The organism is Umezawaea sp. (assembly GCF_057122925.1).
Map to the genome: position 1 here is coordinate 18,842 of NZ_DBNGPQ010000092.1, position 26,299 is coordinate 45,140.

Below are 26,299 nucleotides of genomic sequence, written 5' to 3' on the forward strand. Positions count from 1 at the left end.
CTCCGCCGCGCGCCGGGGGCCGTCGATGGCCGGTGAGACCAACGGCGACCGGCGGTGGCCGCTCGCGCGGCTGGACGGCGAGTGCACGCCCCACCTGGTGATCGCCCCCTTCTTCCTGGTGTTCGGCGTCTTCGGCCTCCACCCCCTGCTGCACACCGCCTGGGTGTCGCTGCGCGACTGGCAGCCGATCGACGGCGACCAGGGCCTCGTCGGCCTCGACAACTACGCGACCCTCCTCGGCGACGCCAACTCCTGGAACACCCCGATCCTGGTCGTCCTGGTCGTCGCGGGCATCAACTTCTCCGTGACGCGACGCATCGCGTCCAAGGGCTGAGGGGGAGCCGTGGCAGCGCTCGACACCGCCCCGCCGCTGACGCCGGGTGGTCACCCGGTCGAGAACACCACCAGGGTCTTCGACACCGTCGACTCCTCCCCGGCGATGACGAACTCCCCGTTCCTCCTCGCCCCGGGCACCGCGATGGTGCCGACCCAGCTCGGCGTGGCCCCGCTCCACACGCTGATGTCCGACCTCGACCGGTACGGCACCCCGCAAGCCGTCATCGTGCGACCCCAGGCCGCCGTCATGGGCGTGTTCGCGTTCACGACGGCGTGGAACGACTTCTTCCGGCCGCTGATCGTGCTGGACCCCAACGACGGCCCGACGGTCCAGGTCGCGCTGTCAGCACTGGCCAGCGGCTACCACACCGACCACTCGCTCATGCTCGCCGGCGCATCGCTCGCGGTGCTGCCGGTCGTCGCGATCTTCATCCTGCCGGCCCGCCGGATCGTCGGCGGGATCGTGCAGGGTGCCGTGAAGGGATGACTAGATGACCACCACCGACCCGGACAGCCGAGTCGGGCGGGCGCCAGTGCCCGCCCCGGACCTCGCCCCCGACACCCTCCGATTCCCGGCGGGCTTCACCTGGGGCGCGGCCACCGCGTCCTTCCAGATCGAGGGTTCGACCACCGTGGACGGTCGCACACCGTCCATCTGGGACACCTTCGCCGCCACGCCGGGCAAGGTGCTCAACGGCGACACCGGCGAGCCCGCGTGCGACCACTACAACCGGTCCGCCGAGGACGTCGAGCTGATGTCGCAGCTCGGCCTGGCGGCGTACCGCTTCTCCGTGGCGTGGCCCCGGATCGTGCCCGCGGCCGACGGCCTGGTGGAGCCGCGCGGTCTGGCGTTCTACGACAGGCTGGTGGACCAGTTGCTGGCCAAGGGCATCGAGCCCGTCGCCACGCTGTACCACTGGGACCTCCCGCAGTGGCTGGAGGACCAGGGCGGGTGGCGCAACCGCGACACCGCCCACCGGTTCGCCGAGTACGCGCAGGTCGTGTTCGGCCACCTCGGCGACCGGGTGAAGCTGTGGAGCACGCTCAACGAGCCGTGGTGCTCCGCGTTCCTGGGTCACCACAAGGGCAACCACGCGCCCGGCCTGACGGACTCCAAGGCGTCGCTGGAGGCCATGCACCACCTGCTCCTGGCGCACGGCCTCGCCACGCGGGCGATGCGCGAGCGGGCCACCGAGGAACACAAGTTCTCGCTGGTCCTGAACTTCACCCAGGGCAAGGCTGACAACGATGACACCGCGTCGCTGGACGCCGTGCGCAAGGTCGACGGCCTGCACAACCGGATCTTCCTGGACCCGGTGCTCGGCCGCGGTTACCCGGCCGACGTAGTGCAGGACGTGGCGTGGCTCGGTGACTGGCAGCGCGTGGTGCTGGACGGTGACCTCGACGTCATCGCCACGCCGATCGACTTCCTGGGCGTGAACTACTACAGCCCCACCCGCGTCGCGCCCGCCGCCGACCCGGAGGTCGTCACCGACGGGCCGTTCCCCGGTCTGCGCGGTGTCGAGCTGCTCGACCCGCGCGGTGAGCTGACCAGCTTCGGCTGGGAGCAGAACGCGGACGCGTTCGCCGAGCTGCTCGTCCGCCTCGGGAAGGACGCGCCGGGCCTGCCGATCGTGATCACCGAGAACGGGTCGGCGTTCGTCGACGAGGTCGACGAGTTCGGCCACGTCGAGGACCCGCAGCGGGTCGCGTTCCTGGTCGACCACCTGCGGGCCGTGCACCGGGCCATCGAGGCGGGCACCGACATCCGCGGGTACCTCGCGTGGTCGCTGCTGGACAACTTCGAGTGGGCCGAGGGGTACAGCCAGCGGTTCGGTGTCGTGCGGGTCGACTACGAGACCCAGGAGCGGACGGTGAAGCGCAGCGGGGCGACCCTGGCGCGGATCATCGGCCGCAATTCGATTCCCGCCACCGGGTACGAGGTGGAGTAGGGGCGTGAGGTGACGAGGGGCCCGCACCGTCGCGCGGGTCCCTCGTCCAGGGCTTGAGGAGGTCCCGATCGGGGCCTCCTCAATTCATGTGCGATGCATATTCCGGGGGAGACGTACGCAGAGTTGTTTGCATCGACAAGCGCTCATCGGAATGACGGCCGTCCGCCGTGCCCCGACCGCGGACTCGCCACCCCGTCGAGCGGTGTCCGGTGCTCAGGGCGGGGGTGCCGCACCGCGTGACCGGAAGCCCGGTCGGCGGAATGGCGATTGACCCGCGGTCAACAATTTCCGAACGGCAAAACGCGATCACGCGGAATCGCGCTTCCCCGCCTCGCGCACTCACGCCGACTCAGAGGTAACCCGCCCAGGGGGACCCCTGTTTTATACATTACTCTCGGGGTCCGACAAATACGGTGAGTTGTCTGCGGCAATAGGAAATGCTCGAAAGAGTGGCCATTGGCGGCGATAAGGACACCAGGGGTAGTAGTAATACCGCCCGAAGGTGGTATCAAGTCGACTGGCGGCGCACGAGAATCGTCGGCAGCACTTCCCGGCGGGCCCGGACCGGCTCGTCGCGCAGCAGCCGCAGCAGGTGGTTGACCATGTGGGCCACCTGGTCGTTCGAGTCCTGCTTGATCGTCGTCAGCGGCGGCTCGGTGTGCGGGGCGATCAGCGGGTGGTCGTCGAAGCCCACGACGGCCACGTCGTCCGGCACGCGCCTGCCCGCCTCGCGCAGGGCGTCCAGCGCGCCCGCGGCCATCAGGTCGCTGGCGACGAACGCGGCGTCCAGGTCGGGCACGCGGTCGAGCAGCGCGGCCATCGCCCGCTTGCCGCCCTCGCGGTCGAAGTTGCCGCTCTCGGTCATCAGCGCGGTCACGGCGTCGTCCGCGCCGACGGCCGTCCGCCAGCCTTCGAGGCGGTCGATGGACGAGTACTCGTCGGCCGTGCCCGTGACGCTGACGATCTTCTTGCGCCCCAACGACAACAGGTGCTCGGTCGCGACGACCGCGCCGCCGGTGTTGTCGTTGTCGACCAGGTGCAGGCCGCGCAGCGGACCCCACGGGCGGCCCGCGTAGACGACCGGCAGCGGGAGCTTGCGGGCGATCGACGGCAGCTGGTCGCCCTTGTGCGGCGCGAACAGCAGGGCGCCGTCGACGTGGCCGCCCGCCAGGAAGCGCTCGGCGCGGGCCTGGTCCTCGGGGGAGTGCACCAGCATCAGGACCATCTGCACGTCCGCGGCGGCGAGCGCGCGGGCCGCCGCCCTGATCAGCTGCCCGAAGTGCGGGTCGTCGAAGATCTTCGGTTCCGGCTCGGAGAACACGACCGCGACCGCGTCGGTGCGCCGCGTGACCAGCGAGCGGGCCGCGTGGTTCGGCGTGTAACCGAGCTCCACCACCGCAGCCGTCACCGCTTCGTGCGCCTCGGGACTCACCCTCGGCGAGGAGTTCAGCACCCGCGACGCCGTCGCCCTCGACACGCCCGCTCTCTCGGCGACGTCCTCCAGGGTGGGACGCGCCGCGCGCTGCGGTTGGACGGACACGGGCACCACTCCTCGACGATCGGTGAATCGGCTCAGCTTAGCCGGATCACCCCCGCTCGGGAGCGCTCCCACACCCGACCGTCAGCGAGTCCCACCGATTTGCGCACGCGCCGCGCGGACGGGTGCGCGCAGCGGCGCGGGCGTCGGCGTGATGGACAGCCGCAGCAGTCCGTCCTCCCGCCGCACCGCGGTCTCCAGGCCCGCGCGGGCGGCCGTGCGCACGAGCCCGGTCTCCGAGGGCAGGCACCACGCCACGAGTTCGCGGTACCCCGCCGCACGACCGGTGTCGGCCAGCGCGCACAGCAGCGCCGTGCCCACTCCCCGGTGCTGCCACGCGTCCTCGACGAGCAGGGAGATCTCCGCGCTGTCCGGAGTGGACGTCCGGATCAGCTGGCCCAGCGCCACGACCCGGTCCGCGCACTGCGCCACCACGGTGCTGCCCCGCGGCGGGCTGAGCAGCCGGTGCAGCCAGCGGCGCGGGAGCGTGCGCATCCCGGAGTGGTAGCGGGTGAACAGGGTCCGCATCGAGCACCGCGAGTGCAGGGCCGCCACGGCGTCCTCGTCGTCCGCGCCGCCCGCCCTGAGCACCAGCGCCATGCCGTCCGCGCTGATCAGCGCCGTCGGTCGAGGGGTGGGCGTGCCCGACTCGTCGAGCAGGTCGATCAGCGCCGCCGCTCTGGCCAGTTCGACCTGGGTGAACGGCGACCAGCCGCGCCGCGCCACGACGACCGTGCCGTCACGGGTGAGCAGGCGCGCGTGGTGGCCGGGCTTCTCGTCGGACGGGTCGCCCTCGGCGCCGACGGGCAGCACCACGACCGAGTCCGCGGCCAGCACGGCGCGCAGGGCGTCGCACGCGCTGCCGGGGTGGCGGACCGCGTCGCCCGCCGCGCGCAGGGCCGCCGTCGGGGCGTCGACCAGGTCGTGCACGTCGGCGTTGGTGATGCCGACGCACCGGCCGCCCTCGGCGCGGATCGCCTCGACCAGGTCGGCGGGCAGCAGGCCGGGCGCGGCCCGCACGACGAGTTCGTCGACGACGCCGCCGGGCACCGGGATGACGGACAGCGCGAGCACGTTGCAGTCGCGTTCGGCGAGTCGGATGGTGACCCTGGCGAGCGCGCCGGGACTGTCGTCGAGCTGGACGCGCAGTCGCCAGGTCAGCGGTGTGGTCTTCCCCGTGGACTCCATCGCTCCAGGCTTCCGAGCTCCTGTTGCCGCCGGGGGACGGGCTTGTTTCGACTTCCGCTCAGGGGCCGCAGGTGGGCGGTGGCAGCGGGTTGAGCGGGCTGCACGGCCATTCCCTGGGCTTGGTGGTCGTCGTCGTGGTGGTGGTCTGGGTCGTCGCCACCGGAGGCGCGACGGCCTCGGTCGTCGTGGTCTCGGGGGGCGGCGCGGCGGGGGGAGTGGTGGTCGTCGTGGTCGTGGTCGTCGTCGTGGACGACGGCGGGACGCTGGAACTCGAACCGGTCGACGACGACGGGGGTCTGGACGTGCTCGACGGGGCGTTGGTCATCCAGGTCGACCCCGGCTTCGTCGGATCACCGGCCTGCTGCCCGGAACCGTCGAGGAGCACACCCAGCAGCACACCGGCCAACGCCGATGCCGCGACGGCCGAGCCGCACGCGGCCCAGAGCACTCGCACAGCAAGCTCCTTCGCAGGGATGACCAGAACGTCGTGTGGAGAGGGATTCGTTCGAGACAGTACAGGTGGTTCGACGCCGGATAAATGTGTTGGCTGAACTTAATCGAGCCATTCCAGGTCTGCCTCTGACCCCTGGAAGTCGATGCACCGATCGATCTCCCAGCGCGTGGTTTTCCGCGTCGGCGCGCTGACCGGGAAGAATGGCTCGACGACCACCCCGGCTCCCTTGTCACCGCGCTCGAACCGCCGCGCACCGGCCGACTTTGCGCCCGCGGCCCGTGCGCGGGACGACCCGGCTCGAGTCCTATGCGCACGGTCGGGTGAAATGGCTCCGGGTGCCCGGTTCACGCACCCGGACCGGTGGTCAACGCCTGCCGCGCATCGCGTTCAGGTCTTCCTGGATCCGCGCCAGCCTCTGGTCGACGCTCGCCGTGCCCGCGATCCGCGCCAGCACCAGGCTCGCGCCGGACAGGCCCGCCACCAGCACCGAACCGGTCATGTGCCACGTCGGCGCGTCGCCCGCGCAGGTGAAGACGTCGGTGAACCGGTCGTTGGAGCAGGTCGCGAACGGCACCGCGGCCAGTCCGACGCTCGCGACGGCCACACCCCCGAGCAGCGCCGAGCCGAACGTGCGCATGAGGTCGAACGCGGCGTTGGCCGTGCCCACCGCGGCGATCACGAACAGCAGCGGGACGGGACTCGGGAACGGACCCGCGGCGGCGCAGCCGAGCATGATTGCCCCGACCACCAGTTGGCCGACGGTCGTCTCCGTGCTCGTTCGTGGAACCACCGGGCGACCCTAACCCGATCAGGTGAGCTGATGTCAGAACTTCGTAAGGCCGAAACCGCCCCGTGAGGCACGTCTCCGGTGGTCTCCTCTCGGGGACGGACTGATCGGACGACGAAGGGTGGCGGGCATGTCCCGGCGGGTAGTGGTGAGCGCGGTGGCGGTGGTCCTGGTCGTGGGGGTCGGGGTGGGCTTGGCGCTGTTCCAGCCCTGGCGGCTGATCACCACCCGCACCGCCGACGAGGCCCTGCTGGTCCCACCGTCGACCAGCGCCCCGGCGGCAGGCGCGCCGACGACCACCGGCCCCACGGCCTCCGCGACCTCGTCGACCCCCGAACCCCCGAAGCAACCGGTCGCACTGGCATCGGGACCCTTCCGCTCACTGGAGCACGCGACCACGGGCTCCGCGACGCTGGTGCGGCGAGCCGACGGCGGCCACGTCGTCCAGTTCGAGGCCCTGGACACCAGCGACGGTCCGGACCTCTACGTCTACCTGTCCGACAAGCCGTCCGACTCGGCCGAGAAGGCGTTCGGCAGCGGTTTCACCAGCCTGGGAAAGCTCAAGGCCAACCAGGGCAACCAGGTCTACGAGATCCCGGCGGCCACCGACCTGGACGGCGTGCGCAGCGTCGTGATCTGGTGCCAGCGGTTCTCCGCGGGCTTCGCCGTAGCGCCGCTGGAACAGGCCTGACACGCAGGCGGAACACGGCCGCCTGCGCGGCCCGGATAGGGCCGTTGGACCGTATTGACGTATCTGGTCTAGACCTCATACCGTGGTGTGAGGCACAACTTCCCTTGCCGGCGGACGAGCACAAGCCCCGTCGGCGAGGAGTCGGCTCACTGGGGTGAGCCATCCGCGGGCGGCGGCGCGGGAGACCGCGCCGCCGCACCCGGATGTCCGGTGGGAGACTGTCGGGTGATGCTCACCAGGACCATCGCGATCCACTACGTCCGCGCCGCCCTGCGCGGCGCGCTCCGCGGCGGCCACGACGTGACCCCGGTGCTGGCCGCGGCCGGGATCAGCGGGTCGCTGCTGGCCGACGACCGCGCCAGGGTCACCGCCGAGCAGTACACCCACCTCATCCAGGCGCTGTGGGACCAGCTCGACGACGAGCTGATGGGCTTCGGCCCGAAGCCGAGCAAACGGGGCACCTTCCAGACCATGTGCCTGCTGGCGGTCCACTGCCCGGACCTGGGTGCCGCACTGCGGAGGGGCCTGGACTTCTACGACCTGCTGGACTCCAGGCCTGCCATGTCGCTGGTGGAGGACACCCCGGACACCTTCCGCCTGGAACTGGACCTGTCCGCGGCGGACGACCCGGACCACTTCCTCGCGGAGTCCCTGCTGGTCCTGTGGCACCGCTTCTCCAGCTGGCTGATCGGCAGGCGGATCCCGTTGCGCAGAGTCGACTTCAGCTACCCGGAACCAGCCCACGGCGGCGAGTACCACCTCATCTTCGGCTGTCCGCTGAACTTCAACGCACCGAGGACAGCGCTCAGGTTCGACACCAGGTTCCTCAGGATGCCGGTGGTCCAGGACGAGAGCGCACTGCACCGCTACCTCCGCGCCTCACCGGCGGAGTTGTTGTCCCGCAGGGACTACGGCGCCAACACCGCGGGCCTGGTGAGGCGCATCCTCGGCAACGGGATCTCCGGCGGCCTGCCAGAGGTGGCGGCGAGACTGGGAGTCAGCGCCCCAACGCTGCGCAGAAAACTGGCAGCGGAAGGCACCTCGTTCCGCGAGGTGAGAGAGCAGCTGCTGCGCGACCAGGCGGTCTCAAGCCTGGTGAGGGGCGGCGAATCGGTAGAAGAGCTGGCTCTGAGATTGGGTTTCTCGGAAGCCTCGGCGTTCCACAGGGCGTTCAAACGCTGGACGGGAAGCAGCCCGGGAGCCTACAGAGCAGCCGGCACCTGACCACCGAGAACTCTCACAGGTCCAACGGCACCCAGCCGGCTCCCGGCCAACGGCACCCGGATGTGACCGGCCCCCGGCCCGAACCAACCCCGGACCCACCCCACCACCCACAGCTCTTCCACCCGCACCCCCCGCCCCCGATGCTCTAAGACCCTCGACGCCCCACCCCTTTGTCCAGGCATCTTTCCAGCCTGGACAAAGGGGCGGGGCGTCGAGACACTGCCAAGATCGGGGAGGGAAGATCCCCTAGAACCCCTCCCCCCTCACCACCCGCTCCCGCAGCGAAGCAGGCGGCCGGAACCTCTCCCCGTACGTATCCGCCAGGTAATCAGCCCGCTCCACGAAAGCCCCGAGCCCGTACGAGTTCACGAACTGCAACGTCCCCCCGGACCACGGCGCGAACCCGAACCCGAAGACGCTCCCGATGTTCGCGTCCCGAACACTCGTCAACACCCCCTCGTCCAGGCAGCGCACCGTCTCCAACGCCTGCACGAACAGCAACCGGTCCGCGACGTCCTGCTCGGACACCCCGGCGTCCTCGCGCGAGTACCGCGTCACCAGTTCCGGCCACAGGAACTTCTTCGCGCCCTCCGGGTACTCGTAGAACCCGGCCCCACCGGACTTCCCGGTGCGTCCGAGCCCCACCAGCTCCTCGATCACCGCGAACGCCGGGTGGGCGCCCAGCGCGGCCAACGACGGGTCGTCCGCCAACGTCTGCTCGCGGATCTTCAGCTGCAACGTCAGCGTCACCTCGTCGGACACCGCCAACGGCCCCACGGCCATCCCGGCCCTCTTCGCCACGTTCTCGATCAACGCGGGCCGGACGCCCTCGGCGACCATCGTCACGGCCTCGGTCACGTACGTCCCGAACGTCCGCGACGTGTAGAAGCCCCGGCTGTCGTTCACCACGATCGGCGTCTTCCCGATCTGGAGCACGTAGTCGAACGCCTTCGCCAGCGTCTCGTCCGACGTCTTCTCCCCGCGGATGATCTCCACCAGCCGCATCTTCTGCACCGGCGAGAAGAAGTGCAGCCCGATGAACTTCTCCGCGTCCGACACCGAGGCGGCCAACCCGGTGATCGGCAACGTGGACGTGTTCGACGCGATCACCGCGTCCGGCAGCGCCGCGGCCTCGGCCGCGGGCAGCACCTTCCCCTTCAGCTCGCGGTTCTCGAACACCGCCTCGATGATCAGGTCGCACCCGGCGAGGTCGGCGTCGGAGTCGGTGGGGGTGATCCCCGCGATCCCGGCAGCGCCCCTGGTGGCCGCCTCCAGCGTCACGTCCTTGAGCACGACCTCGATGCCCGCCTTGGCGCTCACCTCGGCGATCCCGGCGCCCATCATCCCCGCGCCGAGCACACCCACCTTGGCGGTCTTCCGGCGCTCCACACCGGACGGTCGCGAACCGCCCGCGTTGATCTCGTTGAGCTGGAACCAGAACGCCGTGATCATGTTCTTGGACACCTGCCCGGAGGCCAGCTCCAGGAAGTACCGCCCCTCGATCTGCAACGCCGTCTCGAAGTCGACCAGCGCACCCTCGACCGCCGCGGCGAGGATCTTCTCCGGCGCGGGGAAAGCGCCGTGGGTCTTCTTCCGCAGCACGGCAGGCGCCGCCGCGAGCAGCGAGTACACGTTCGGGTCCCCGACCCGCACGTCCTTGATCGCGAACCCCGGCTCGTCCCACGGCTGCCGCGGCGCGGGGTTCGCGGCGATCCACGCCCGCGCCTTGGCGATCATGTCGTCCCGGTCGGCCGCCAGCTCGTCCACGAACCCGGCCTGCAACGCCCGCGAGGGCCGCAGCTGCTTGCCCTCCATCAGCAGCGGCAGCGCGGCCTGCAAGCCGAGCAACCGCACCATCCGGGTCACACCCCCGCCGCCCGGCAGCAGCCCGAGGGTGGCCTCGGGCAACCCCAGCCTGATCCGGTCGTCGTCCAGCACCACCCGGTGGTGGCAGGCCAGCGCGATCTCCAGCCCCCCGCCCAGCGCGGCACCGTTGACCGCGGCCACCACCGGCTTCCCCAGCAGCTCCAACCGCCGCAGCTGCGACTTCACCAGCGACACCCCGGCCAGCGCCTCCGACGAGTTCTCCGGCGTGACCTGGATCAGCAGGTTCAGGTCGCCACCGGCGAAGAACGTCTTCTTCGCCGACGTCAGCACCACCCCGGTGATCTCGTCGCGCTCGGCCTCCAGCCGGTCGACCGCGACCCCCATCGCCTCCTGGTACTCGGCGTTCATCACGTTCGCCGACCCGGACATGTCCATCGTCAACGTGACGACGCCCCCGGCGTCCTTCTCGTAGTGCACAGGCATGTCTCAGACCCTCTCGATGATCGTCGCGATACCCATGCCGCCACCGACGCACAGCGTGGCGAGGCCCCGCCGGAGCCCCTGGCGCTCCAGCTCGTCCAGCAGCGTCGACAGGATCATGCAGCCGGTGGCCCCCAGCGGGTGCCCGAGCGCGATGGCCCCGCCGTTCACGTTGATCTTCTCCTCGGGCAGGTCGAGGTCGCGCTGGAACTTCAGCACCACCGACGAGAAAGCCTCGTTGATCTCGAAGAGGTCGATGTCCTCGACCGTCAACCCGGCCCGGTCCAGCGCCTTGCGCGCCGCGGGGGCGGGCCCGGTCAGCATGATCGTCGGCTCGGTGCCGATCACGGCGGTCGCGATGATCCGGGCCCTGGGCGTCAACCCCAGGTCCTTGCCCGCCCGCTCGTTCCCGATCAACATCGCCGCGGCGCCGTCGACGATCTGCGACGAGTTGCCGGGGTGGTGGACGTGGTTGATCCGCTCGACCGACGGGTACCGGTCGATCGCCACCGAGTCGTACCCGAGGTCACCGTGGAACTGGAAGCTCGGCTTCAACCCCGCCAACCGCTCCAGCGTCGTCTCCGGCCGGATCGTCTCGTCGGCCGCCAGCACCAGCGTGCCGTTCTGGTCCACGACCGGCACGATCGACCGGTCGAAGTAGCCCTTCTCCTGCGCGAGCGTCGCCAGCCGGTGCGACCGCACGGCCCACGTGTCGACGGCCGACCGGTCGAAGCCCTCCAGGGTCGCGATCAGGTCCGCGCTCACGCCCTGCGGCACGAAGTTCGTCGCCATGTTGGTCTCGGGGTCCGACGCCCACGCGCCGCCGTCCGAGCCCATCGCCACCCGCGACATCGACTCGACGCCACCGGCGACCACGAGGTCCTCGAACCCGGACGCGACCTTCGCCGCCGCCATGTTCACCGACTCCAGGCCCGACGCGCAGAACCGGTTGAGCTGCACGCCCGCCGTCCGCTGCGCCCAGCCCGCCGCCATCACGGCCGTCCGCGCGATGTCCGAGCCCTGCTCGCCGACCGGCGACACCACGCCGAACACGACGTCGTCGACCGCCGAGGTGTCCAGTGCGTTCCGCTCGGACAGCGCCTTCAGCACCCCGGCGGCCAGCGTGACCGGCTTGACGCTGTGCAGCGACCCGCGCTTTCCCTTGCCGCGCGGCGTCCGCACGGCATCGAAGATCAAGGCTTCGCTCATGTGCTCGACGGTAGGCCCGCGGCGGGGCGTTGCCCATGACCGCGATGGGTGACCGAATAGCTCACTTGAGCGGTCCAGACCACGGCCGCACCAGGTGCGGGACGAGCAGCAACGACATTTTCGCTCACGTTCGGCCCCTCATCGGAAGCTCGATGGTCATGGCAGACCGCGCGGTGCGGTGCTTGGCTGACGGGTATGCCGAAGCGCCGTTCCGCCTGGATGACCGAGGACCTCGACCAGCTCCGCGAGCTGGCCCGCACGTTCATGGCGAAGGAGATGACACCCAACCAGGAGCGCTGGGCGGCGCAGAAGCACGTCGACCGCGACCTGTGGACGAAGGCGGGCGAGGTCGGGCTGCTGTGCCTGTCCATCCCCGAGGAGTACGGCGGGGGCGGGGGCACGTTCGCCCACGAGGCCGTGCTGATCGAGGAGCAGGCGCGCGCGGGCGACAGCGCGTGGGGCAACAGCGTGCACAGCGGCATCGTCGCGCCCTACCTGCTCGCCTACGGCACGGAGGAGCAGAGGCTCCGGTGGCTGCCCAAGCTCGCGAGCGGCGAGTACGTGGGCGCCATCGCGATGTCCGAGCCCGGCGCGGGCTCCGACCTCCAGGGCATCAAGACCAAGGCCGTCCGCGACGGCGACTCCTACGTGCTGAACGGCTCCAAGACCTTCATCACCAACGGCAGCCAGGCCGACCTCGTCGTCGTGGTCGCCAAGACCGACCCGGCCGGAGGAGCGGCGGGCACCTCGCTGCTCGTCGTCGAGACCGCCAAGGCGCCCGGCTTCCGGCGCGGCCGGGTGCTCGACAAGGTCGGCATGAAGGGCCAGGACACCGCCGAGCTGTTCTTCGACGACGTCCGCGTGCCCGCCGCCAACCTGCTCGGCGGCACCGAGGGGCAGGGGTTCGTCCAGCTGATGAACCAGCTCCCGCAGGAGCGGCTGATCATCGCGGTGGCCTCCGTCGCGGGCATCGAGGCGGCGGTCGCGATGACGCTGGAGTACACCAAGGACCGCACCGCGTTCGGCCGTGAGCTGATCAAGTTCCAGAACACCCGGTTCACCCTCGCCGAGTGCGCCACCGAGGCCGCGGTGACCAGGTCGTTCGTCGACGACTGCATCCGCCTGCACCTGGACGGCGAGCTCGACGTCCCCACGGCCGCGATGGCCAAGTGGTGGTCGACCGAGCGCCTGTGCCGGGTCGTGGACGAGTGCGTGCAGCTCTTCGGCGGCTACGGCTACATGACGGAGTACCCGATCGCGCGGGCGTGGGCCGACGCGCGTGTCCAGAAGATCTACGGCGGCACGAACGAGATCATGAAGGAGATCATCGCCCGGTCGCTGTAGTCCGCCGCGACGAGTTCGCCGTAGCAGGGAGAACCCATGAAGCAGGGACCGCTGGCCGGGCTGCGGGTCGTGGAGCTGGCCGGGCTCGCGCCCGCCCCGTTCGGTGCGATGGTGCTGGCCGACCTCGGCGCGGACGTCATCAGGGTGGACCGGATCGGCGGCGACCCCGGCGCCGTGCCGGGCGATCCGCTGGGCCGCGGCAGGCGGTCGGTGGGCATCGACATCCGCACGCCCGAGGGCGCGGCGCTCGTGCTGCGCCTGGTCGACCGGGCCGACGTGCTGGTCGAGGGCTTCCGGCCCGGCGTCACCGAGCGCCTCGGATTCGGCCCGGAGGACGTGGCCGCGGTCAACCCGCGCATCGTGTACGGCCGGATGACCGGCTGGGGCCAGGACGGGCCGCTGGCCGAGCGCGCGGGCCACGACATCAACTACATCGCCCTCTCCGGGGCGCTGGAACCCATCGGCCGGGCCGGTCAGGCGCCGACCGTGCCGCTGAACCTGCTCGGCGACTTCGGCGGCGGTGGCCTGCTGCTCGCGATGGGCGTGCTCGCCGCGCTCTACGAGCGGGAGCGCTCCGGCCGGGGCCAGGTCGTGGACGCGGCGATGGTCGAGGGTGCCGCGCTGCTCACGACGTTCCTGCACGGGATGCGCGCGGCGGGCGGGGAGAAGGGCGAGCGCGGCACGAACCTGCTGGACGGCGGCGCGCCGTTCTACGACGTCTACCGGGCCGCCGACGGCCGGTACGTCAGCATCGGCGCGCTGGAGGACAGGTTCTTCGCCGAACTGGTGGAGGTGCTGGGCCTGGGGGAGCTGCCCAACCGGCACGACCCGGCGAACTGGCCCGACCTGCGCGCCCGCATCGCGGCGGTGGTCGCCACGAGGACCAGGGACGAGTGGGCGGACCTCGCCGCGGGCACCGACGCGTGCCTGGTGCCGGTGCTCGAACCCGGTGAGGCGCCCTCGCACCCGCACAACGTCGCGCGCGGGGTGTTCACCGACGTGGGTGGGACGGCGCTGCCCGCACCCGCTCCCCGGTTCGACCGCACTCCCGCCGGGGCGCCCGAGCCACCCGTGCGGGCCGGAAAACACACGATCGAGGTCTTGGCAGAACTCGGCCTGCCGGACTCGGAGATTACGGAACTGAGTCGGGCCGGAGTAATTGGATGATCGATAAAAGGGCAGCGAAATAGCGCCGGGAAAGAATCACGGCACTGAACTACGGCGATCACGCAGAGTGCTCGTGGAGCACGGCTCGGGAGAGCGGCGGGACCCTCTGGGTGTGCTGATGGTTCGCGAGTACCTCGGTGCGCTAGCTGGGGGGTTGCCGGACGAGACGCCCGTACCCAGGTCATCGTCCGATCCGGACGGCTCCTTGAGCGGCCATTCGGGTGACGCTCGAACCCCCTCGAGCGTCTCAGGGCGCTGATCTCGGGGCGGTTCGAGGACGGCATGCGTGTTCGAGGTTCATCAACCGGGTGAATGGGGGACCATGTCGGGTGACACGGCGTGCTCCCGGCTGTCACGGGGGACCGCCGCACGAACCTGAGCGGACGGAGTGGCTTGACGTGAACACGAAGAAGGTGGTCGTGCTGGCGGCGGTCGCGCTGGTGCTGTTCCTCCTGATCACCCGCCCGGTGGAGTCCGCCGACGCGGTCTCGCAGGTCCTCGCCTGGTTGCGCGAGGGGGCCGAAGCGATCATCACGTTCCTCCGGAGCCTGTTCGGCTAGTCGCCGGGGCCCCGTCCCGGCCCGTTCGACCGGTGTTGCGCGGCCCGCTTCCCGGCGGGCCGCGCGACCCGGTTCCGTACCATCACCCTGGGTGACGTGGCGGCTCGACCGTTGGACCTTATGGGTGGAATAGGGCCTATAACACCCTGGTAACGGGGTTATCGACAAACAAGGGTCTAGCGGTTGGCCGAACCCTTGAATACGGTGCGCTGCATTGGCTGATCTTCGACCCCAGGGAGGCATAAATGGTCGAGGACTCCGGAGTCGACGAACTGCTTAGGCAGTGGGCGGCGGAGCGGTCGGACGACGCCGAGATGCAGGAGGTGAACCGGATCAAGAACGCCTGGCTGGCGGAGGCACCACCCAGCGCGTCGCCGGGGATCCCCTCGCAGCGGGCGAACGGTGGTCCACGTGGAGTGGTGCGGGTCGAGTCGGCCAGCCCCGCGTACGTGGCGGCGATGCGGAGGAGGGCACCCGAGGTGCCCGAGGTCCTCCTGGAGGCGGCGGCGAGCTACTGGCAGCTCGTGGGCGACCTCGCCGAGGCGGAGCAGTGGTGGGACGCGGGCATCAGCCCGTTGGACCAGCGCGCTCTGGACTACCGGGTGGCCGGGCTCCTGCCCGCGGACCTGGGTCGTCGACTCGGCCCGATGACGGTGCTCCAGCACCTGCGTCGGGGTAGTGCGGCAGCGTGGTGCGTCGCCAGGTTGCAGCGGCAACGCCGGGACGGCGTGGCCTAGGACGGTCGGCGGTCCGGATACGGGAGTGGGCTCCGAGCGGAGCCCCAACCCTTGGGTCACCCGGCCCTGGACCTCCAGCCGCAGTACCGCCGGTGCTAGTTTGGAGAGGTGACCGGCGGTCCTCTCATCACCCCCCAGCGCCTGGGCATCGCTCTGGTGTGCGCGGTCGCGCTGGTGGGCTGTTGCGGTCTCGCGTGGTGGCAGTGGACGAGGTTCGAATCCGCCAGCGGGACCTTCCAGAACCTCGGCTACGTGTTGCAGTGGCCGCTGTTCGGACTCTTCCCGGCCTTCATGGTCTGGCGCATCCGCAAGCTCGACGCGCAGCGCAAAGCCGAGCCGCCCGTGGTCGCACCCGCGCCTGTCGTTACCGTTGACGCCGTCAGGGCTCCCGTCGTGGACACCGACGACGAGCTGGCGGTCTACAACCGCTACCTCGCCGAGCTGAACGCGCGGGACCAGCGGTAAGCGGAACGAAGGCGGTCGGACGGGCGATGAGCGGTGCGTTGAACCGGTTCAGGTTCATGGCCTACGTGGTCGGTGTGGGCCTGTTGCTGCTGGTCGTGGCCATGCTCTTCAAGTACGTGGGCGACTCGACCGGCATGATCAAGCTCGTCGGTCCGGTCCACGGCTTCCTCTACGCCATCTACCTGGTGATCGCCGTCGACCTCGGGCTCAAGGCCCGCTGGTCCATCAAGGGCACGATCCTGGTCCTGCTCGCGGGCACGATCCCGTTCCTGTCGTTCTACGCGGAGCGCAAGGTGGTCGAGCGCGTCCGGGAGGGCGTCCCCCTGTGAGGCGACCCCTGTTGACCTGCGGCACGGCCTGCGAATAGCGTCTGGCGGTATCAACTGAACACGGCCGTCGATGGCGCGCGGAAGAGTCCCCGCGAGGGGCGCCGAAGGAGCAACTCCTCCCCGGAATCTCTCAGGCACCGGTACCGCGCGACGCAGGCAACTCTGAAAAGCAGGCGCACCCGTGCGCCTCGCCCACGGTGCAAGTCGCGCTCGCGCGTCGAAGCTCTCAGGCTCATGACAGAGGGGGAGGCTCGCTCACAGGAGGAGTCTCGCCGATGACCGTGTCCCCACTGCCCGCCGCCGGTCGACCGGTCGCCCCCGCGGCGCGGTCGGCCGTTGAGCATGCCCACCAGGGAGGATCCACCCAGATGGAAAGCCGTCGGACGCCGCTGCACGCCGAGCACGAGGCGCTGGGCGCCATGTTCACCGACTTCGCGGGCTGGCGGATGCCCCTGCGCTACGACAGCGAGCTGGCCGAGCACCACGCGGTCCGCCGGACGGCGGGGCTGTTCGACCTCACGCACATGGGCGAGATCGTGCTGGAGGGCCCGGAGGCGGGCGCCGCGCTCGACCACGCGCTGGTCGGCCACTGCTCCGCGATCGGCGTCGGCCGCGCCCGCTACACCATGATCACCCAGGCCGACGGCGGTGTGCTGGACGACCTGATCGTGTACCGGCTGGGCGACACCGAGTACCTCGTCGTCGCGAACGCCTCCAACGCCGCGCTGGTGTTCGGCGAACTGGTCGAGCGCGCGAAGGGCTTCGACACCGCCGTGGTCGACCGGTCGACGGACTACGCGCTGCTCGCCGTGCAGGGGCCGAACTCCACCGCGATCCTGGCGGGCCTCACGCCGACCGACCTGGCGACGGTGAAGTACTACGCCTCCTACCCGACCGAGGTCGCGGGCACCCCGGTGCTGCTGGCCAGGACGGGCTACACGGGCGAGGACGGCTTCGAGCTGTTCACGGCACCGGCCGACGCGCCCGCCGTGTGGGCGGCGCTCCTGGAGGCGGGCGAGGAGCACGGCCTGAAGCCCGCGGGCCTCGGCTGCCGCGACACGCTGCGCCTGGAGGCCGGGATGCCCTTGTACGGCAACGAACTGAGCACCTCCCGCACCCCGTACCACGCGAACCTCGGCCGGGTCGTGAAGCTCGACAAGCCCGGCGACTTCGTCGGGCGCGACGCGCTGGCGAAGGTCGCGGAGTCCGGTGTGGACACCACGCTCGTCGGTCTCAAGACCGAGGGACGCCGGGCGCCGAGGCACGGGTACACCGTGCTGGACGCCGACGGCGCCGCGGTCGGCGAGATCACCAGCGGGGCCCTCTCCCCGACGCTCGGGTACTCGGTGGCGATGGCCTACGTGGCCAAGGGCAGCGCCGAGCCCGGCACCAAGCTGGCGGTGGACGTCCGGGGCAGGCAGGAGCCCGTCGAGGTCGTCGCACTGCCGTTCTACAAGCGCGCCAACTGATCCGTCCCAAGGGAGACCACATGTCGGACCACTTCAACACCTCCCTCGCGGAGTTCGACCCGGAGGTGGCGGAAGCCGTCGCCGCCGAGCTCGCCCGCCAGCAGAACACGCTGGAGATGATCGCGTCGGAGAACTTCACCCCGGTGTCGGTCCTCGAAGCGCAGGGATCGGTGCTCACCAACAAGTACGCCGAGGGCTACCCCGGCCGCCGCTACTACGGCGGCTGCGAGAACGTCGACGTCGTCGAGCGGCTCGCCATCGCGCGGATCAAGGAGCTGTTCGGCGCGGGCTTCGCCAACGTGCAGCCGCACTCCGGCGCGCAGGCGAACGCCGCCGCGATGTTCGCGCTGCTGAACACCGGCGACACGATCCTCGGCCTCGACCTGGCCCACGGCGGTCACCTGACGCACGGCATGCGGATCAACTTCTCCGGCAAGCTGTACAACGTGGTGCCCTACCACGTGTCCGATTCGGACGGTCTGGTCGACATGGCCGAGGTCGAGCGCCTCGCCCAGGAGCACCAGCCGAAGCTGATCGTCGCGGGCTGGTCGGCCTACCCCCGCCAGCTGGACTTCGCGGAGTTCCGCCGGATCGCGGACTCCGTGGGCGCGTTCCTGATGGTGGACATGGCCCACTTCGCCGGTCTCGTCGCCGCGGGTCTGCACCCGAGCCCCGTGCCGCACGCGCACGTGACCACGACCACCACGCACAAGACCCTCGGCGGTCCGCGCGGCGGCGTGATCCTGTCCAACGACGCGGACATCGCGAAGAAGATCAACTCCGCTGTCTTCCCCGGCCAGCAGGGCGGCCCGCTGGAGCACGTGATCGCGGGCAAGGCCGTCGCGTTCAAGCACGCCGCCAGCCCCGAGTTCGCCGACCGCCAGCGCCGCACGGTCGAGGGCGCGAAGATCCTCGCGAACCGCCTGGTCCAGTCCGACGCCGCCGCCGCGGGCATCAAGGTGCTCACCGGCGGCACCGACGTGCACCTGGTGCTCGTCGACCTCGTCGCGTCCGAGCTGGACGGCAAGCAGGCCGAGGACCGCCTGCACCAGGTGGGCATCACCGTCAACCGCAACGCCGTCCCGAACGACCCCCGCCCGCCGATGGTCACCTCGGGCCTGCGCGTCGGCACCCCCGCCCTGGCGACCCGCGGCTTCGGCGAGGCCGACTTCGCCGAGGTGGCGGACATCATCGTCGCGGCCCTCCTGCCCGACCCGGACCTCGCCGAACTGCGCTCGCGCGTCGAGGTGCTGGCCGCGAAGCACCCGCTCTACCCGAGCCTCTGACGGCAGCGGTGGTGGAGGCCGACCGGTCTCCACCACCGGGAGACCTCGATCTCCCACCACCGCGACGAGAACGGCCCCCCGCGGACGCGGGGGGCCGTTCTCGTCGTACCTCACCGCGAAGCGAATGAGCGGCAAGTCCTCAGTTCCACGAGTGCGGTGAAGCCCGGCCCCTTCCCCGGGGCCGGGCTTCACCGCACTACCGGTGGTTCAGCACTACGCGGCGGGGGCCGTGACGCCCGGCGGGAGGCACTCGACGTTGCGCTTGCCGTTCGGCTGGATCACGAACCAGGTGCCGCCCACGCCCTGGCCCGCCCACTTGCCGGGGCCGGGGTCCTTCGAGTACGTGTACAGGCCCCAACCGTCGATCGTGACCTGCTCGGTGCCGTCAGCGCGCTTCAGCGTGCCGACGAGGGCCGGGTCGACGCCCTCCAGCTGCGGGGTGGAGCCCGCGGGCACGACCAGCGGCGGCCAGGTCACGGCGCACGCGTCGTTGCAGTTGGAGACCGGCGGCTTGGGGGTGTCCTTGTCGAAGCGGTACAGCGTGCGGCCGTCGCCGTCCTGCACGACCTCGCCCATCTTGTCGACGGTCTTGGCGACCAGCCGGACGTTCGAGACCTCGGGTGCGGCGGCGGGCGGCTCCGCGGCGGGCTGCCCGGCGGCGCTGGTCTGCGCGCCCGCGGCGGGGGCGTCGGTGCCCGCCGCGGCAGGAGTGTCGTAGCCGTAGTCACCCGGCGCGGCAGCAGCCTCCACCGCGGAACCGGTCTGAGCCACGGTGGTGCCCTGAACGCCAACGGCGTTGGTGCTCCACATGACCAGGGCGAGCACGGTTGCCATGCCGCCTGCAACGGCGATGGCGATGCGGTTACGTCGGATCACTTCTCAACTCCTCCTCGTCCGTTCATTCGCTTCACGGAGCAATACGGGGGGACCGCGTCAGCGGTTCAGAACCGAACCGAAAACAATCTCGGGCCGAACAACTGCTACCCGTCTTGGCTCAGGAGGCTCGTGGTGGTCGTTACCGGTGGAGTGGCAGGTCAGCTCGCTACCGTCGTCGAAAAGGTCCTCGGAACGCCCCTGCCGATCGGCCTGCGGGCGTGGGACGGGAGCAGCGCGGGCCCCACGAACGGACCAGTGGCGGTCATCCGGTCCAAGCGGGCGCTGCGCCGCCTGGTGTGGAACCCGGACGAGCTGGGCCTCGCGCGCGCGTACGTCGCGGGTGAGCTGGACGTCGAGGGCGACCTGACCGACGGCCTGGCGCGGTTCTGGGCGTTGGCCAGGCGGGGAGCGCTGCGCGCGGGCAAGCCGAAGGCCGTCGACCTGCTGGGGGCGGCACGGGTGGCGCTGCGCCTCGGCGCGCTCGGACCCCGGCCCGCGGCACCCGGTGAGGAGGCCAGGCTGTCCGGCGCGCGGCACACCCGCGGCCGCGACCGGGCGGCCATCGCGCACCACTACGACCTGAGCAACGACTTCTACCAGCTCGTGCTCGACCCGAGCATGGCCTACTCCAGCGGCTACTGGACGTCGGACGGTCCTGAGTACACCGTCGCGGACGCGCAGCGCGACAAGCTCGACCTGGTCTGCCGCAAGCTGGACGTGGGACCCGGCACGCGGCTGCTCGACGTCGGCTGCGGCTGGGGTTCGATGGTCGTCCACGCGGCCAAGCACTTCGGCGCGTCCACGACCGGCGTCACGATCTCCCGCGCGCAGCACGCGCACATCAGGAAGCGCGTGGCCGACGAGGGACTGGAAGACCTCGTGACGGTCAAGCTCCAGGACTACCGGGAGATCGACGACGAGCCGTTCGACGCGATCTCGACGATCGAGATGGGTGAGCACGTCGGCGAGGAGAACTACCCCGAGTACGCCGCCACCCTGCACCGGCTGCTCAAGCCCGAGGGCAGGCTGCTGCTCCAGCAGATGTCGCGCGGGGCCAACGCACCCGGTGGTGGCGCGTTCATCGAGTCCTACGTGGCCCCCGACATGCACATGCGGCCCGTCAGCGCGACGATCGGCCACCTGGAGCGGGCGGGCCTGGAGATCCGTGATGTCCACGCCCTGCGCGAGCACTACGTTCGGACCGTCCGGGCCTGGGCCGCGATGCTGGAGGAGCGGTGGGACGAGGTCGTCCCGCTGGTCGGCGAGGGCCAGGCGCGGGTGTGGCGGCTCTACCTCGCGGGCGGGGCGCTGACCTTCGAGGAGGGGCGGATGGGCGTGGACCAGGTCCTCGCGGTGCGGCCGAGCGCGAACGGCACCAGCGGCATGCCGCGCACCCGTGAGCGGGTGGCGGGGTGAACGCGGGTGGTTTCGGCCTGAACGTCCTGCTGACCGCGGTCTTCGTGCTGGTGCTCGTGTCGGCGCTGTTCGCCGCCGCGAGGTCGCGCGGCCGGTACGACGTGATCGACGTGTTCTGGGGCGTCGGCTTCGCGATCATCTCCGTGGTCACGCTGCTGCTCGCCGGTCCGACGCCGCGCGGCCTGCTGGTGGCGCTGCTGACGGTGGTGTGGGGTGTCCGCCTCGGCTGGCACATCCACGCGCGCAACCGCGGCGGGGACGAGGACCCGCGCTACGTCGCGATCCTCAAGAGGCGCGGCGTGCTCGGCATGTACCGGGTCTACGCGATCCAGGCCGTCGTCATGGTGCTGGTGTCGCTGCCGGTGCAGGCCGCGTCGTACCTGACCGCCCCGCTCGGGGTGCTCGACCACCTGGCGGTGCTCGTCTGGGCCGTCGGGTTCGCGTTCGAGTCGGTCGGCGACCGGCAGCTGGCGAGGTTCCGCGCCGATCCGGCCAGCAAGGGCCAGGTCATGGACCGCGGGCTCTGGCGCTACACCCGGCACCCGAACTACTTCGGCGACGCGGTCGTGTGGTGGGGGCTGTTCCTGTTCGCCGCGCACCACTGGATCGGCCTGCTCACGGTGGTCGCGCCGATCGCGATGACGTTCACCCTCGCCAAGGGCACCGGCAAGCCCCTGCTGGAGAAGGACATGGCCGCGCGCAGGCCCGGCTACGCGGACTACGCGGAGCGGACCAGCGGCTTCGTGCCGTGGCCGCCGAAGAAGTCCGCCTAGGTTCTTACCGGCCTCTCACCGGGACCGGCCAGACTGCTCGACGTGATGAGCACGGTGCTGCTGGCCGACGACGATCGGGCGATCCGCGAGTCCCTGGTGCGGGCGATGGAACTGGAGGGGTACCGGGTGATCCCGGTGCCCAACGGCGTCCAGGCGCTGAACGAGGTGCGCCGGTCCGGCGTGGACGCCGCGGTGGTCGACGTGATGATGCCCGGCGTCGACGGCCTCGACGTGTGCCGCCTGCTGCGCGCGGACGGCTACCGCACCCCGATCCTGCTGCTGACGGCCCGGTCCGAGACCTCGGAGCGGGTCGAGGGCCTGGACGCGGGCGCGGACGACTACCTGGTGAAGCCGTTCGAGCTGGACGAGCTGCTGGCCCGCCTGCGCGCGCTGCTGCGCCGGGTGGAGCCGCCGGACGGGAACAGGGTGCTCCAGGTCTCGGACCTGCGGATCGACCCCGCCGCCCGGCGGGTGTGGCGCGGCGGTACCGCGGTCGAGCTGTCCAAGACCGAGTTCGACCTCCTGGAACTGCTGGTGCGCAACGCGGGCATCGTGCTGGACCACGCCACCATCTACGACCGGATCTGGGGCTACGACTTCGGCGTCGAGTCGAAGAACCTCGCGGTGTACGTGGGGTACCTGAGGCGCAAGGTGGGCGGGCCGTCGCTGATCCACACCGTGCGCGGTGTCGGCTACACGGTGCGTGGGGCGTGAACGCGCGGCGCGGGCTCACGCGGGCGTTCACGGGCATCTCGGCCGCCGTGGTCCTCGCCGTCTCCGGGGTCGCCTACGCCGTCGGGGAGAGCGCCCTGGAGGGTGACGCCGAGAGGGCGTTCCGCTCGCAGGTCGACGCCACGGTCGACCGCGTCTCGCGGACCGAGCTGACCCCCAAGGGGTTCATCGAGGACGGCGAGGTCGGGAAGGACGTGATGAGCTCCCGCGACGTCGTCACGCAGGTCCTCGCGGGTGACGGCAGGCTCGGCCAGACCGATCCGGAGGCAGGTTCGTTCCCCGTCTACACCGTCGACAAGGAGGTCGCGGCCCTCGACACCGCGGGGGAGACGGCCGAGCGCGAGTTCACCCCTCGCGGGGGTGAGGAGCTGAGGGTGGTCACGGTGTCGCTCGGGGGCGGTCGGGGCGCCGTCCAGCTCGCCCGGCCGATCTCCCGGACCGAGGCGATGATCGCCGGGTTCGCCTGGCGCCTGGCGGGCGCCGCGGTGCTGGTGCTGCTGCTCGCCGTCCTGGTCGGGAGGCTCGTGGCCCGGCGCCTGACCCGTGGCCTGGAGCGGCTGACGAGGGCCGCCGAGGAGGTCGCCGAAGGCGGTCGGCTCGACCTGATGCTCGGGACGGGCGGCACCGACGAGGTGGCCAGGCTGGGGGCGGCGTTCGACTCGGTGCTGGTGCGGCTCGCGGGCGCCCGCGAGGACCAGCGGCGGCTGGTCCAGGACGCGAACCACGAGCTGCGCACGCCGTTGACCAGCCTGCGCACCAACATCGCCGTGCTCAAGAGGGTGGACGAGCTGCCGTCGGAGTCGCGCGGGCAGCTCATCGACGACTTGGACGGCGAGGCGCGGGAGCTGTCGCACCTCGTGGCGGAGCTGATCGAGTTCTCGGCGGAGCGGCGGGTGGACGAGGCGTTCGACGCGGTCGACCTGCCCGGTCTCGCCGAGCGGGTGGCGGGCCGGGCCCGGCGGCGCAGCGGGCGCGAGGTGCTGGTGGACGCCGAGGGCGTGGTCACGGGCCGCGTGCGGGGCCTGGAACGGGCGGTGACCAACCTGGTCGACAACGCGATCAAGTTCTCCGAGGGACCGGTCGAGATCGTGCTCCGGCCGAACGGCTTCCGCGTGCTCGACCGGGGACCCGGTGTCGCGCCGGAGGACCGGGCCCGGATCTTCGACCGGTTCCACCGCGCCACCTCTGCCCGCTCGCTGCCCGGTTCGGGGCTCGGGCTGGCGATCGTCCACGAGGTCGCCACCACCCACGGCGGCGCGGTGTTCGCCCGCCCGAGGTCCGGTGGCGGAGCGGAGATCGGGTTCACGCTGTGACCCCGTCCCACTGCCGGGACCAGCGCGGATCGCGGTACTAGGGTGGCCGGGTGGGCAACGAAACCTCCTTCCCGCGCCAACACGCGCGCACCCAGCGGTTCACCCTCGGCGCACCGAGGACCTTCACCGTCGCACCCGACGGTTCACACGTGTACTTCCTGCGCGTCGCGACGGCCACGAGCCGCGCGAACGGGCTGTGGGCGCTGGACACGGCCACCGGCGTCGAGACGCTCGTCGCCGATCCGGCGGCGCTGCTGACCGACCCCGAGGACCTCTCGCCGCAGGAGCGCGCGCGGCGCGAGCGCAGCCGGGAGTCCGGCGCGGGCGTCGTCGGGTACGCGGTCGACGCGGACGCCCGCCAGGCGGTGTTCGCCCTGTCCGGCAGGCTGTTCCTGGCCGACCTGACGACGAACGCGGTGCGGGAGCTGCCCGCGGCGGGCTCGGTGGTCGACCCGAGGCTGGACCCGACCGGCACGCGCGTCGCGTACGCGGCGGACGGCGACCTGCACGTCGTCGACCTGGCGAGCGGTGAGGACGCCGTGCTCGGCCACGACGACGACCCCGAGGTCACCTGGGGCCTGGCGGAGTTCATCGCGGCGGAGGAGATGAGCCGGTTCCGCGGGTACTGGTTCGCGCCGGACGGCACGGCCGTGCTCGCCGCGCGGGTGGACAACACGCCGGTCGCGCGCTGGTACATCGCCGACCCGGCCAACCCGGCGACGCGGGCGACCGAGATCGCCTACCCGGCGGCGGGCACGCCGAACGCGCTCGTGAGCCTGTCCGTGCTGGGCCTGGACGGCTCGGCCGTCGCCGTCGAGTGGGACCGCGACGCCTACCCGTACCTGGCCTCGGCGCACTGGTCCTCGGGCGGCGCCCCGCTGCTGCTGGTGCAGACCAGGGACCAGCGGACCGCGCTGGTGCTGGCCGTGGACACCGCGACCGGCGCCACCGAGGTCGTGCACACCGACACCGACCCGACCTGGGTGGAGATCATGCCGGGCGTGCCGGTGTGGACGCCGGACGGCAGGCTCGTGCGGATCGCCGTGCGCGACGGGGCGAACCGGCTCGTGGTCGGCGACGACGAGTGGACGCCGGACGGCTTCCAGGTGCGCGCGGTGCTCGACGTGACGGCCGACGACGTGCTGGTGACCGCCTCCGAGGCCGACCCGACCCAGGTCCCCGTCTACCGGGTCACCGCGGGCGCGGTGGAGCGGCTGTCCACTGAGGACGGTGTGCACCACGCGGTGCGCGGCGGTGACGTCCTGCTGCTCTCGTCGGCGGGGCTCGGCTGGTCCGGTTCCAGGGTGACCGTGTCGACCGGGCAGGAGATCGCGTCGTTCGCCGAGACCCCCGTGCTGACGCCGGAGGTGCGGCTGCTGACCGCGGGGGAGCGGGACCTGCGCGTGGCTCTGCTGTTCCCGACCGGCCACGTGCCCGGCTCGGCGAAGCTGCCGGTGCTGCTCGACCCGTACGGCGGCCCGCACGCGCAGCGCGTGCTGTCGGCGCGCAACGCCTACCTGGCCTCGCAGTGGTTGGCGGACCAGGGTTTCGCGGTGCTCGTCGCCGACGGGCGCGGCACGCCCGGCCGCGGACCGGTGTGGGAGCGGGAGATCGCGTTCGACTTCGCGGGCTCGACGCTGGAGGACCAGGTCGACGCGCTCCAGGCCGTGGCGGCGCGGTTCGACGACCTCGACCTGTCCCGCGTGGCCATCCGGGGCTGGTCCTACGGCGGGTACCTGTCGGCGCTGGCCGTGCTGCGCAGGCCTGACGTGTTCCACGCGGGCATCGCCGGGGCGCCGGTCACCGACTGGGCGCTCTACGACACGCACTACACCGAGCGCTACCTGGGGACCCCGCAGGAGCGGCCCGAGGTGTACGAGGCGAACTCGCTGATCGCCGACGCGGCGAAGCTGGAACGCCCGCTGATGATCATCCACGGGCTGGCCGACGACAACGTGGTGGCGGCGCACACGCTGCGGCTCTCGTCCGCGCTGGTCGCGGCGGGCAGGCCGCACACCGTGCTGCCGCTGAGCGGCGTCACGCACATGACGCCGCAGGAGCAGGTGGCGGAGAACCTGCTGCTGCTCCAGGTGGAATTCCTGCGCAGGTCGCTGGGCTGAGCCGAGGGGGGAGCCGGGAACCGGCTC

The 26,299-nt window shown here is 71.3% G+C and carries 25 protein-coding genes and 2 riboswitches; of the genes, 18 read left to right on the plus strand and 7 right to left on the minus strand.

What is annotated here, in order from left to right:
- Nucleotides 1-25: 25 nt before the first annotated feature.
- The 3 genes from AC156L_RS20550 to AC156L_RS20560 are packed head-to-tail and all read left to right on the plus strand — an operon-like array spanning nt 26 to nt 2,288.
- Complete coding sequence (locus AC156L_RS20550; protein WP_330878011.1) at nt 26-334, plus strand: hypothetical protein; 309 nt, start codon at nt 26-28, stop codon at nt 332-334.
- 9 nt (nt 335-343) lie between these two features.
- Entirely contained in the window at nt 344-823 is a 480-nt protein-coding gene (locus AC156L_RS20555; RefSeq protein ID WP_484407175.1) for an ABC transporter permease family protein, read from the plus strand.
- Between the two features lie 4 nt (nt 824-827).
- On the plus strand, nt 828-2,288 hold the full coding sequence (locus AC156L_RS20560) for a GH1 family beta-glucosidase (protein WP_330878013.1): 1,461 nt from the start codon (nt 828-830) through the stop codon (nt 2,286-2,288).
- A gap of 508 nt (nt 2,289-2,796) precedes the next feature.
- Here AC156L_RS20560 and AC156L_RS20565 read toward each other — a convergent pair.
- The 4 genes from AC156L_RS20565 to AC156L_RS20580 form a co-directional block, all read right to left on the minus strand.
- The gene (locus tag AC156L_RS20565) at nt 2,797-3,828 is read right to left on the minus strand and encodes a LacI family DNA-binding transcriptional regulator (RefSeq protein WP_330878014.1); all 1,032 of its coding nucleotides are present in this window, start codon (nt 3,826-3,828) and stop codon (nt 2,797-2,799) included.
- Between the two features lie 81 nt (nt 3,829-3,909).
- Nucleotides 3,910-5,013 (minus strand): GNAT family N-acetyltransferase, encoded by a 1,104-nt coding sequence (locus AC156L_RS20570; RefSeq protein WP_330878015.1) that lies wholly within the window; start codon nt 5,011-5,013, stop codon nt 3,910-3,912.
- A 58-nt stretch (nt 5,014-5,071) separates the two neighbouring features.
- A complete protein-coding gene (locus AC156L_RS20575) occupies nt 5,072-5,467 on the minus strand; it encodes a hypothetical protein (protein ID WP_330878016.1) in 396 nt (131 codons plus the stop codon).
- Nucleotides 5,468-5,831: 364 nt separating this feature from the next.
- The gene (locus AC156L_RS20580) at nt 5,832-6,257 is read right to left on the minus strand and encodes a hypothetical protein (protein WP_330878017.1); all 426 of its coding nucleotides are present in this window, start codon (nt 6,255-6,257) and stop codon (nt 5,832-5,834) included.
- A gap of 127 nt (nt 6,258-6,384) precedes the next feature.
- Between AC156L_RS20580 and AC156L_RS20585 the strand changes: the two genes are divergently transcribed.
- Complete coding sequence (locus tag AC156L_RS20585) at nt 6,385-6,945, plus strand: DM13 domain-containing protein (protein ID WP_330878018.1); 561 nt, start codon at nt 6,385-6,387, stop codon at nt 6,943-6,945.
- A gap of 228 nt (nt 6,946-7,173) precedes the next feature.
- The gene (locus tag AC156L_RS20590; protein WP_330878019.1) at nt 7,174-8,169 is read left to right on the plus strand and encodes an AraC family transcriptional regulator; all 996 of its coding nucleotides are present in this window, start codon (nt 7,174-7,176) and stop codon (nt 8,167-8,169) included.
- 246 nt (nt 8,170-8,415) lie between these two features.
- On the opposite strand, the gene AC156L_RS20595 is transcribed toward AC156L_RS20590, so the two are convergent.
- Together AC156L_RS20595 and AC156L_RS20600 are read right to left on the minus strand one after the other, a co-directional pair.
- Nucleotides 8,416-10,479 carry a 3-hydroxyacyl-CoA dehydrogenase NAD-binding domain-containing protein gene (locus AC156L_RS20595; protein WP_330878020.1) on the minus strand — a complete coding sequence of 688 codons (2,064 nt, stop codon included), beginning with the start codon at nt 10,477-10,479 and terminating at the stop codon, nt 8,416-8,418.
- Between the two features lie 3 nt (nt 10,480-10,482).
- Entirely contained in the window at nt 10,483-11,685 is a 1,203-nt protein-coding gene (locus AC156L_RS20600; protein WP_330878021.1) for an acetyl-CoA C-acetyltransferase, read from the minus strand.
- 195 nt (nt 11,686-11,880) lie between these two features.
- Between AC156L_RS20600 and AC156L_RS20605 the strand changes: the two genes are divergently transcribed.
- From AC156L_RS20605 to glyA, 8 genes are all read left to right on the plus strand, one after another.
- Nucleotides 11,881-13,029: an acyl-CoA dehydrogenase family protein gene (locus AC156L_RS20605; RefSeq protein ID WP_330878022.1), complete on the plus strand. Its 1,149-nt coding sequence runs from the start codon at nt 11,881-11,883 to the stop codon at nt 13,027-13,029.
- 36 nt (nt 13,030-13,065) lie between these two features.
- A complete protein-coding gene (locus AC156L_RS20610; protein ID WP_330878023.1) occupies nt 13,066-14,196 on the plus strand; it encodes a CaiB/BaiF CoA transferase family protein in 1,131 nt (376 codons plus the stop codon).
- Nucleotides 14,197-14,594: 398 nt separating this feature from the next.
- Complete coding sequence (locus AC156L_RS20615; protein WP_330878024.1) at nt 14,595-14,756, plus strand: hypothetical protein; 162 nt, start codon at nt 14,595-14,597, stop codon at nt 14,754-14,756.
- Between the two features lie 245 nt (nt 14,757-15,001).
- Entirely contained in the window at nt 15,002-15,493 is a 492-nt protein-coding gene (locus AC156L_RS20620) for a helix-turn-helix transcriptional regulator (protein ID WP_259623720.1), read from the plus strand.
- A gap of 108 nt (nt 15,494-15,601) precedes the next feature.
- Nucleotides 15,602-15,958 carry a hypothetical protein gene (locus AC156L_RS20625; protein WP_330878025.1) on the plus strand — a complete coding sequence of 119 codons (357 nt, stop codon included), beginning with the start codon at nt 15,602-15,604 and terminating at the stop codon, nt 15,956-15,958.
- A gap of 26 nt (nt 15,959-15,984) precedes the next feature.
- On the plus strand, nt 15,985-16,287 hold the full coding sequence (locus AC156L_RS20630) for a DUF3817 domain-containing protein (RefSeq protein WP_330878026.1): 303 nt from the start codon (nt 15,985-15,987) through the stop codon (nt 16,285-16,287).
- Between the two features lie 68 nt (nt 16,288-16,355).
- A riboswitch (glycine riboswitch) is annotated at nt 16,356-16,443 on the plus strand.
- Nucleotides 16,444-16,538: riboswitch (glycine riboswitch) on the plus strand.
- Nucleotides 16,539-16,655: 117 nt separating this feature from the next.
- Nucleotides 16,656-17,756 carry a glycine cleavage system aminomethyltransferase GcvT gene (gene gcvT / locus AC156L_RS20635; protein ID WP_330878027.1) on the plus strand — a complete coding sequence of 367 codons (1,101 nt, stop codon included), beginning with the start codon at nt 16,656-16,658 and terminating at the stop codon, nt 17,754-17,756.
- Between the two features lie 20 nt (nt 17,757-17,776).
- The gene (glyA, locus tag AC156L_RS20640) at nt 17,777-19,042 is read left to right on the plus strand and encodes a serine hydroxymethyltransferase (protein ID WP_330878028.1); all 1,266 of its coding nucleotides are present in this window, start codon (nt 17,777-17,779) and stop codon (nt 19,040-19,042) included.
- Nucleotides 19,043-19,255: 213 nt separating this feature from the next.
- On the opposite strand, the gene AC156L_RS20645 is transcribed toward glyA, so the two are convergent.
- On the minus strand, nt 19,256-19,918 hold the full coding sequence (locus AC156L_RS20645) for a hypothetical protein (protein WP_330878029.1): 663 nt from the start codon (nt 19,916-19,918) through the stop codon (nt 19,256-19,258).
- Between the two features lie 204 nt (nt 19,919-20,122).
- On the opposite strand from AC156L_RS20645, the gene AC156L_RS20650 reads away from it, so the two are divergent.
- From AC156L_RS20650 to AC156L_RS20670, 5 genes are read left to right on the plus strand one after another with little or no spacing between them, the layout of a single operon-like run.
- Nucleotides 20,123-21,334: a class I SAM-dependent methyltransferase gene (locus tag AC156L_RS20650; protein ID WP_484407179.1), complete on the plus strand. Its 1,212-nt coding sequence runs from the start codon at nt 20,123-20,125 to the stop codon at nt 21,332-21,334.
- Complete coding sequence (locus AC156L_RS20655) at nt 21,331-22,107, plus strand: DUF1295 domain-containing protein (protein ID WP_484407177.1); 777 nt, start codon at nt 21,331-21,333, stop codon at nt 22,105-22,107. Before AC156L_RS20650 ends, AC156L_RS20655 begins: the two co-directional genes overlap by 4 nt.
- 45 nt (nt 22,108-22,152) lie before the next feature.
- Entirely contained in the window at nt 22,153-22,821 is a 669-nt protein-coding gene (locus tag AC156L_RS20660) for a response regulator transcription factor (protein ID WP_330878032.1), read from the plus strand.
- Nucleotides 22,818-24,152, plus strand: coding sequence for a sensor histidine kinase (locus tag AC156L_RS20665; protein WP_330878033.1), 1,335 nt, complete (start codon nt 22,818-22,820; stop codon nt 24,150-24,152). The genes AC156L_RS20660 and AC156L_RS20665 overlap by 4 nt, the downstream gene beginning before the upstream one ends.
- A 50-nt stretch (nt 24,153-24,202) precedes the next feature.
- Nucleotides 24,203-26,272: a S9 family peptidase gene (locus tag AC156L_RS20670; protein WP_330878034.1), complete on the plus strand. Its 2,070-nt coding sequence runs from the start codon at nt 24,203-24,205 to the stop codon at nt 26,270-26,272.
- Nucleotides 26,273-26,299: the final 27 nt, after the last annotated feature.

Coding starts and splice junctions, on each gene's coding strand:
- AC156L_RS20550 (WP_330878011.1), top strand. CDS start 26: ATGGCCGGTGAGACCAACGGCGACCGGCGGTGGCCGCTCGCGCGGCTG.
- AC156L_RS20610 (WP_330878023.1), top strand. CDS start 13,066: ATGAAGCAGGGACCGCTGGCCGGGCTGCGGGTCGTGGAGCTGGCCGGG.
- AC156L_RS20630 (WP_330878026.1), top strand. CDS start 15,985: ATGAGCGGTGCGTTGAACCGGTTCAGGTTCATGGCCTACGTGGTCGGT.
- AC156L_RS20595 (WP_330878020.1), bottom strand. CDS start 10,479: ATGCCTGTGCACTACGAGAAGGACGCCGGGGGCGTCGTCACGTTGACG.
- gcvT (WP_330878027.1), top strand. CDS start 16,656: ATGGAAAGCCGTCGGACGCCGCTGCACGCCGAGCACGAGGCGCTGGGC.
- AC156L_RS20600 (WP_330878021.1), bottom strand. CDS start 11,685: ATGAGCGAAGCCTTGATCTTCGATGCCGTGCGGACGCCGCGCGGCAAG.
- AC156L_RS20585 (WP_330878018.1), top strand. CDS start 6,385: ATGTCCCGGCGGGTAGTGGTGAGCGCGGTGGCGGTGGTCCTGGTCGTG.
- AC156L_RS20620 (WP_259623720.1), top strand. CDS start 15,002: ATGGTCGAGGACTCCGGAGTCGACGAACTGCTTAGGCAGTGGGCGGCG.
- AC156L_RS20560 (WP_330878013.1), top strand. CDS start 828: ATGACCACCACCGACCCGGACAGCCGAGTCGGGCGGGCGCCAGTGCCC.
- AC156L_RS20570 (WP_330878015.1), bottom strand. CDS start 5,013: ATGGAGTCCACGGGGAAGACCACACCGCTGACCTGGCGACTGCGCGTC.
- AC156L_RS20605 (WP_330878022.1), top strand. CDS start 11,881: ATGCCGAAGCGCCGTTCCGCCTGGATGACCGAGGACCTCGACCAGCTC.
- AC156L_RS20660 (WP_330878032.1), top strand. CDS start 22,153: ATGAGCACGGTGCTGCTGGCCGACGACGATCGGGCGATCCGCGAGTCC.
- AC156L_RS20590 (WP_330878019.1), top strand. CDS start 7,174: ATGCTCACCAGGACCATCGCGATCCACTACGTCCGCGCCGCCCTGCGC.
- glyA (WP_330878028.1), top strand. CDS start 17,777: ATGTCGGACCACTTCAACACCTCCCTCGCGGAGTTCGACCCGGAGGTG.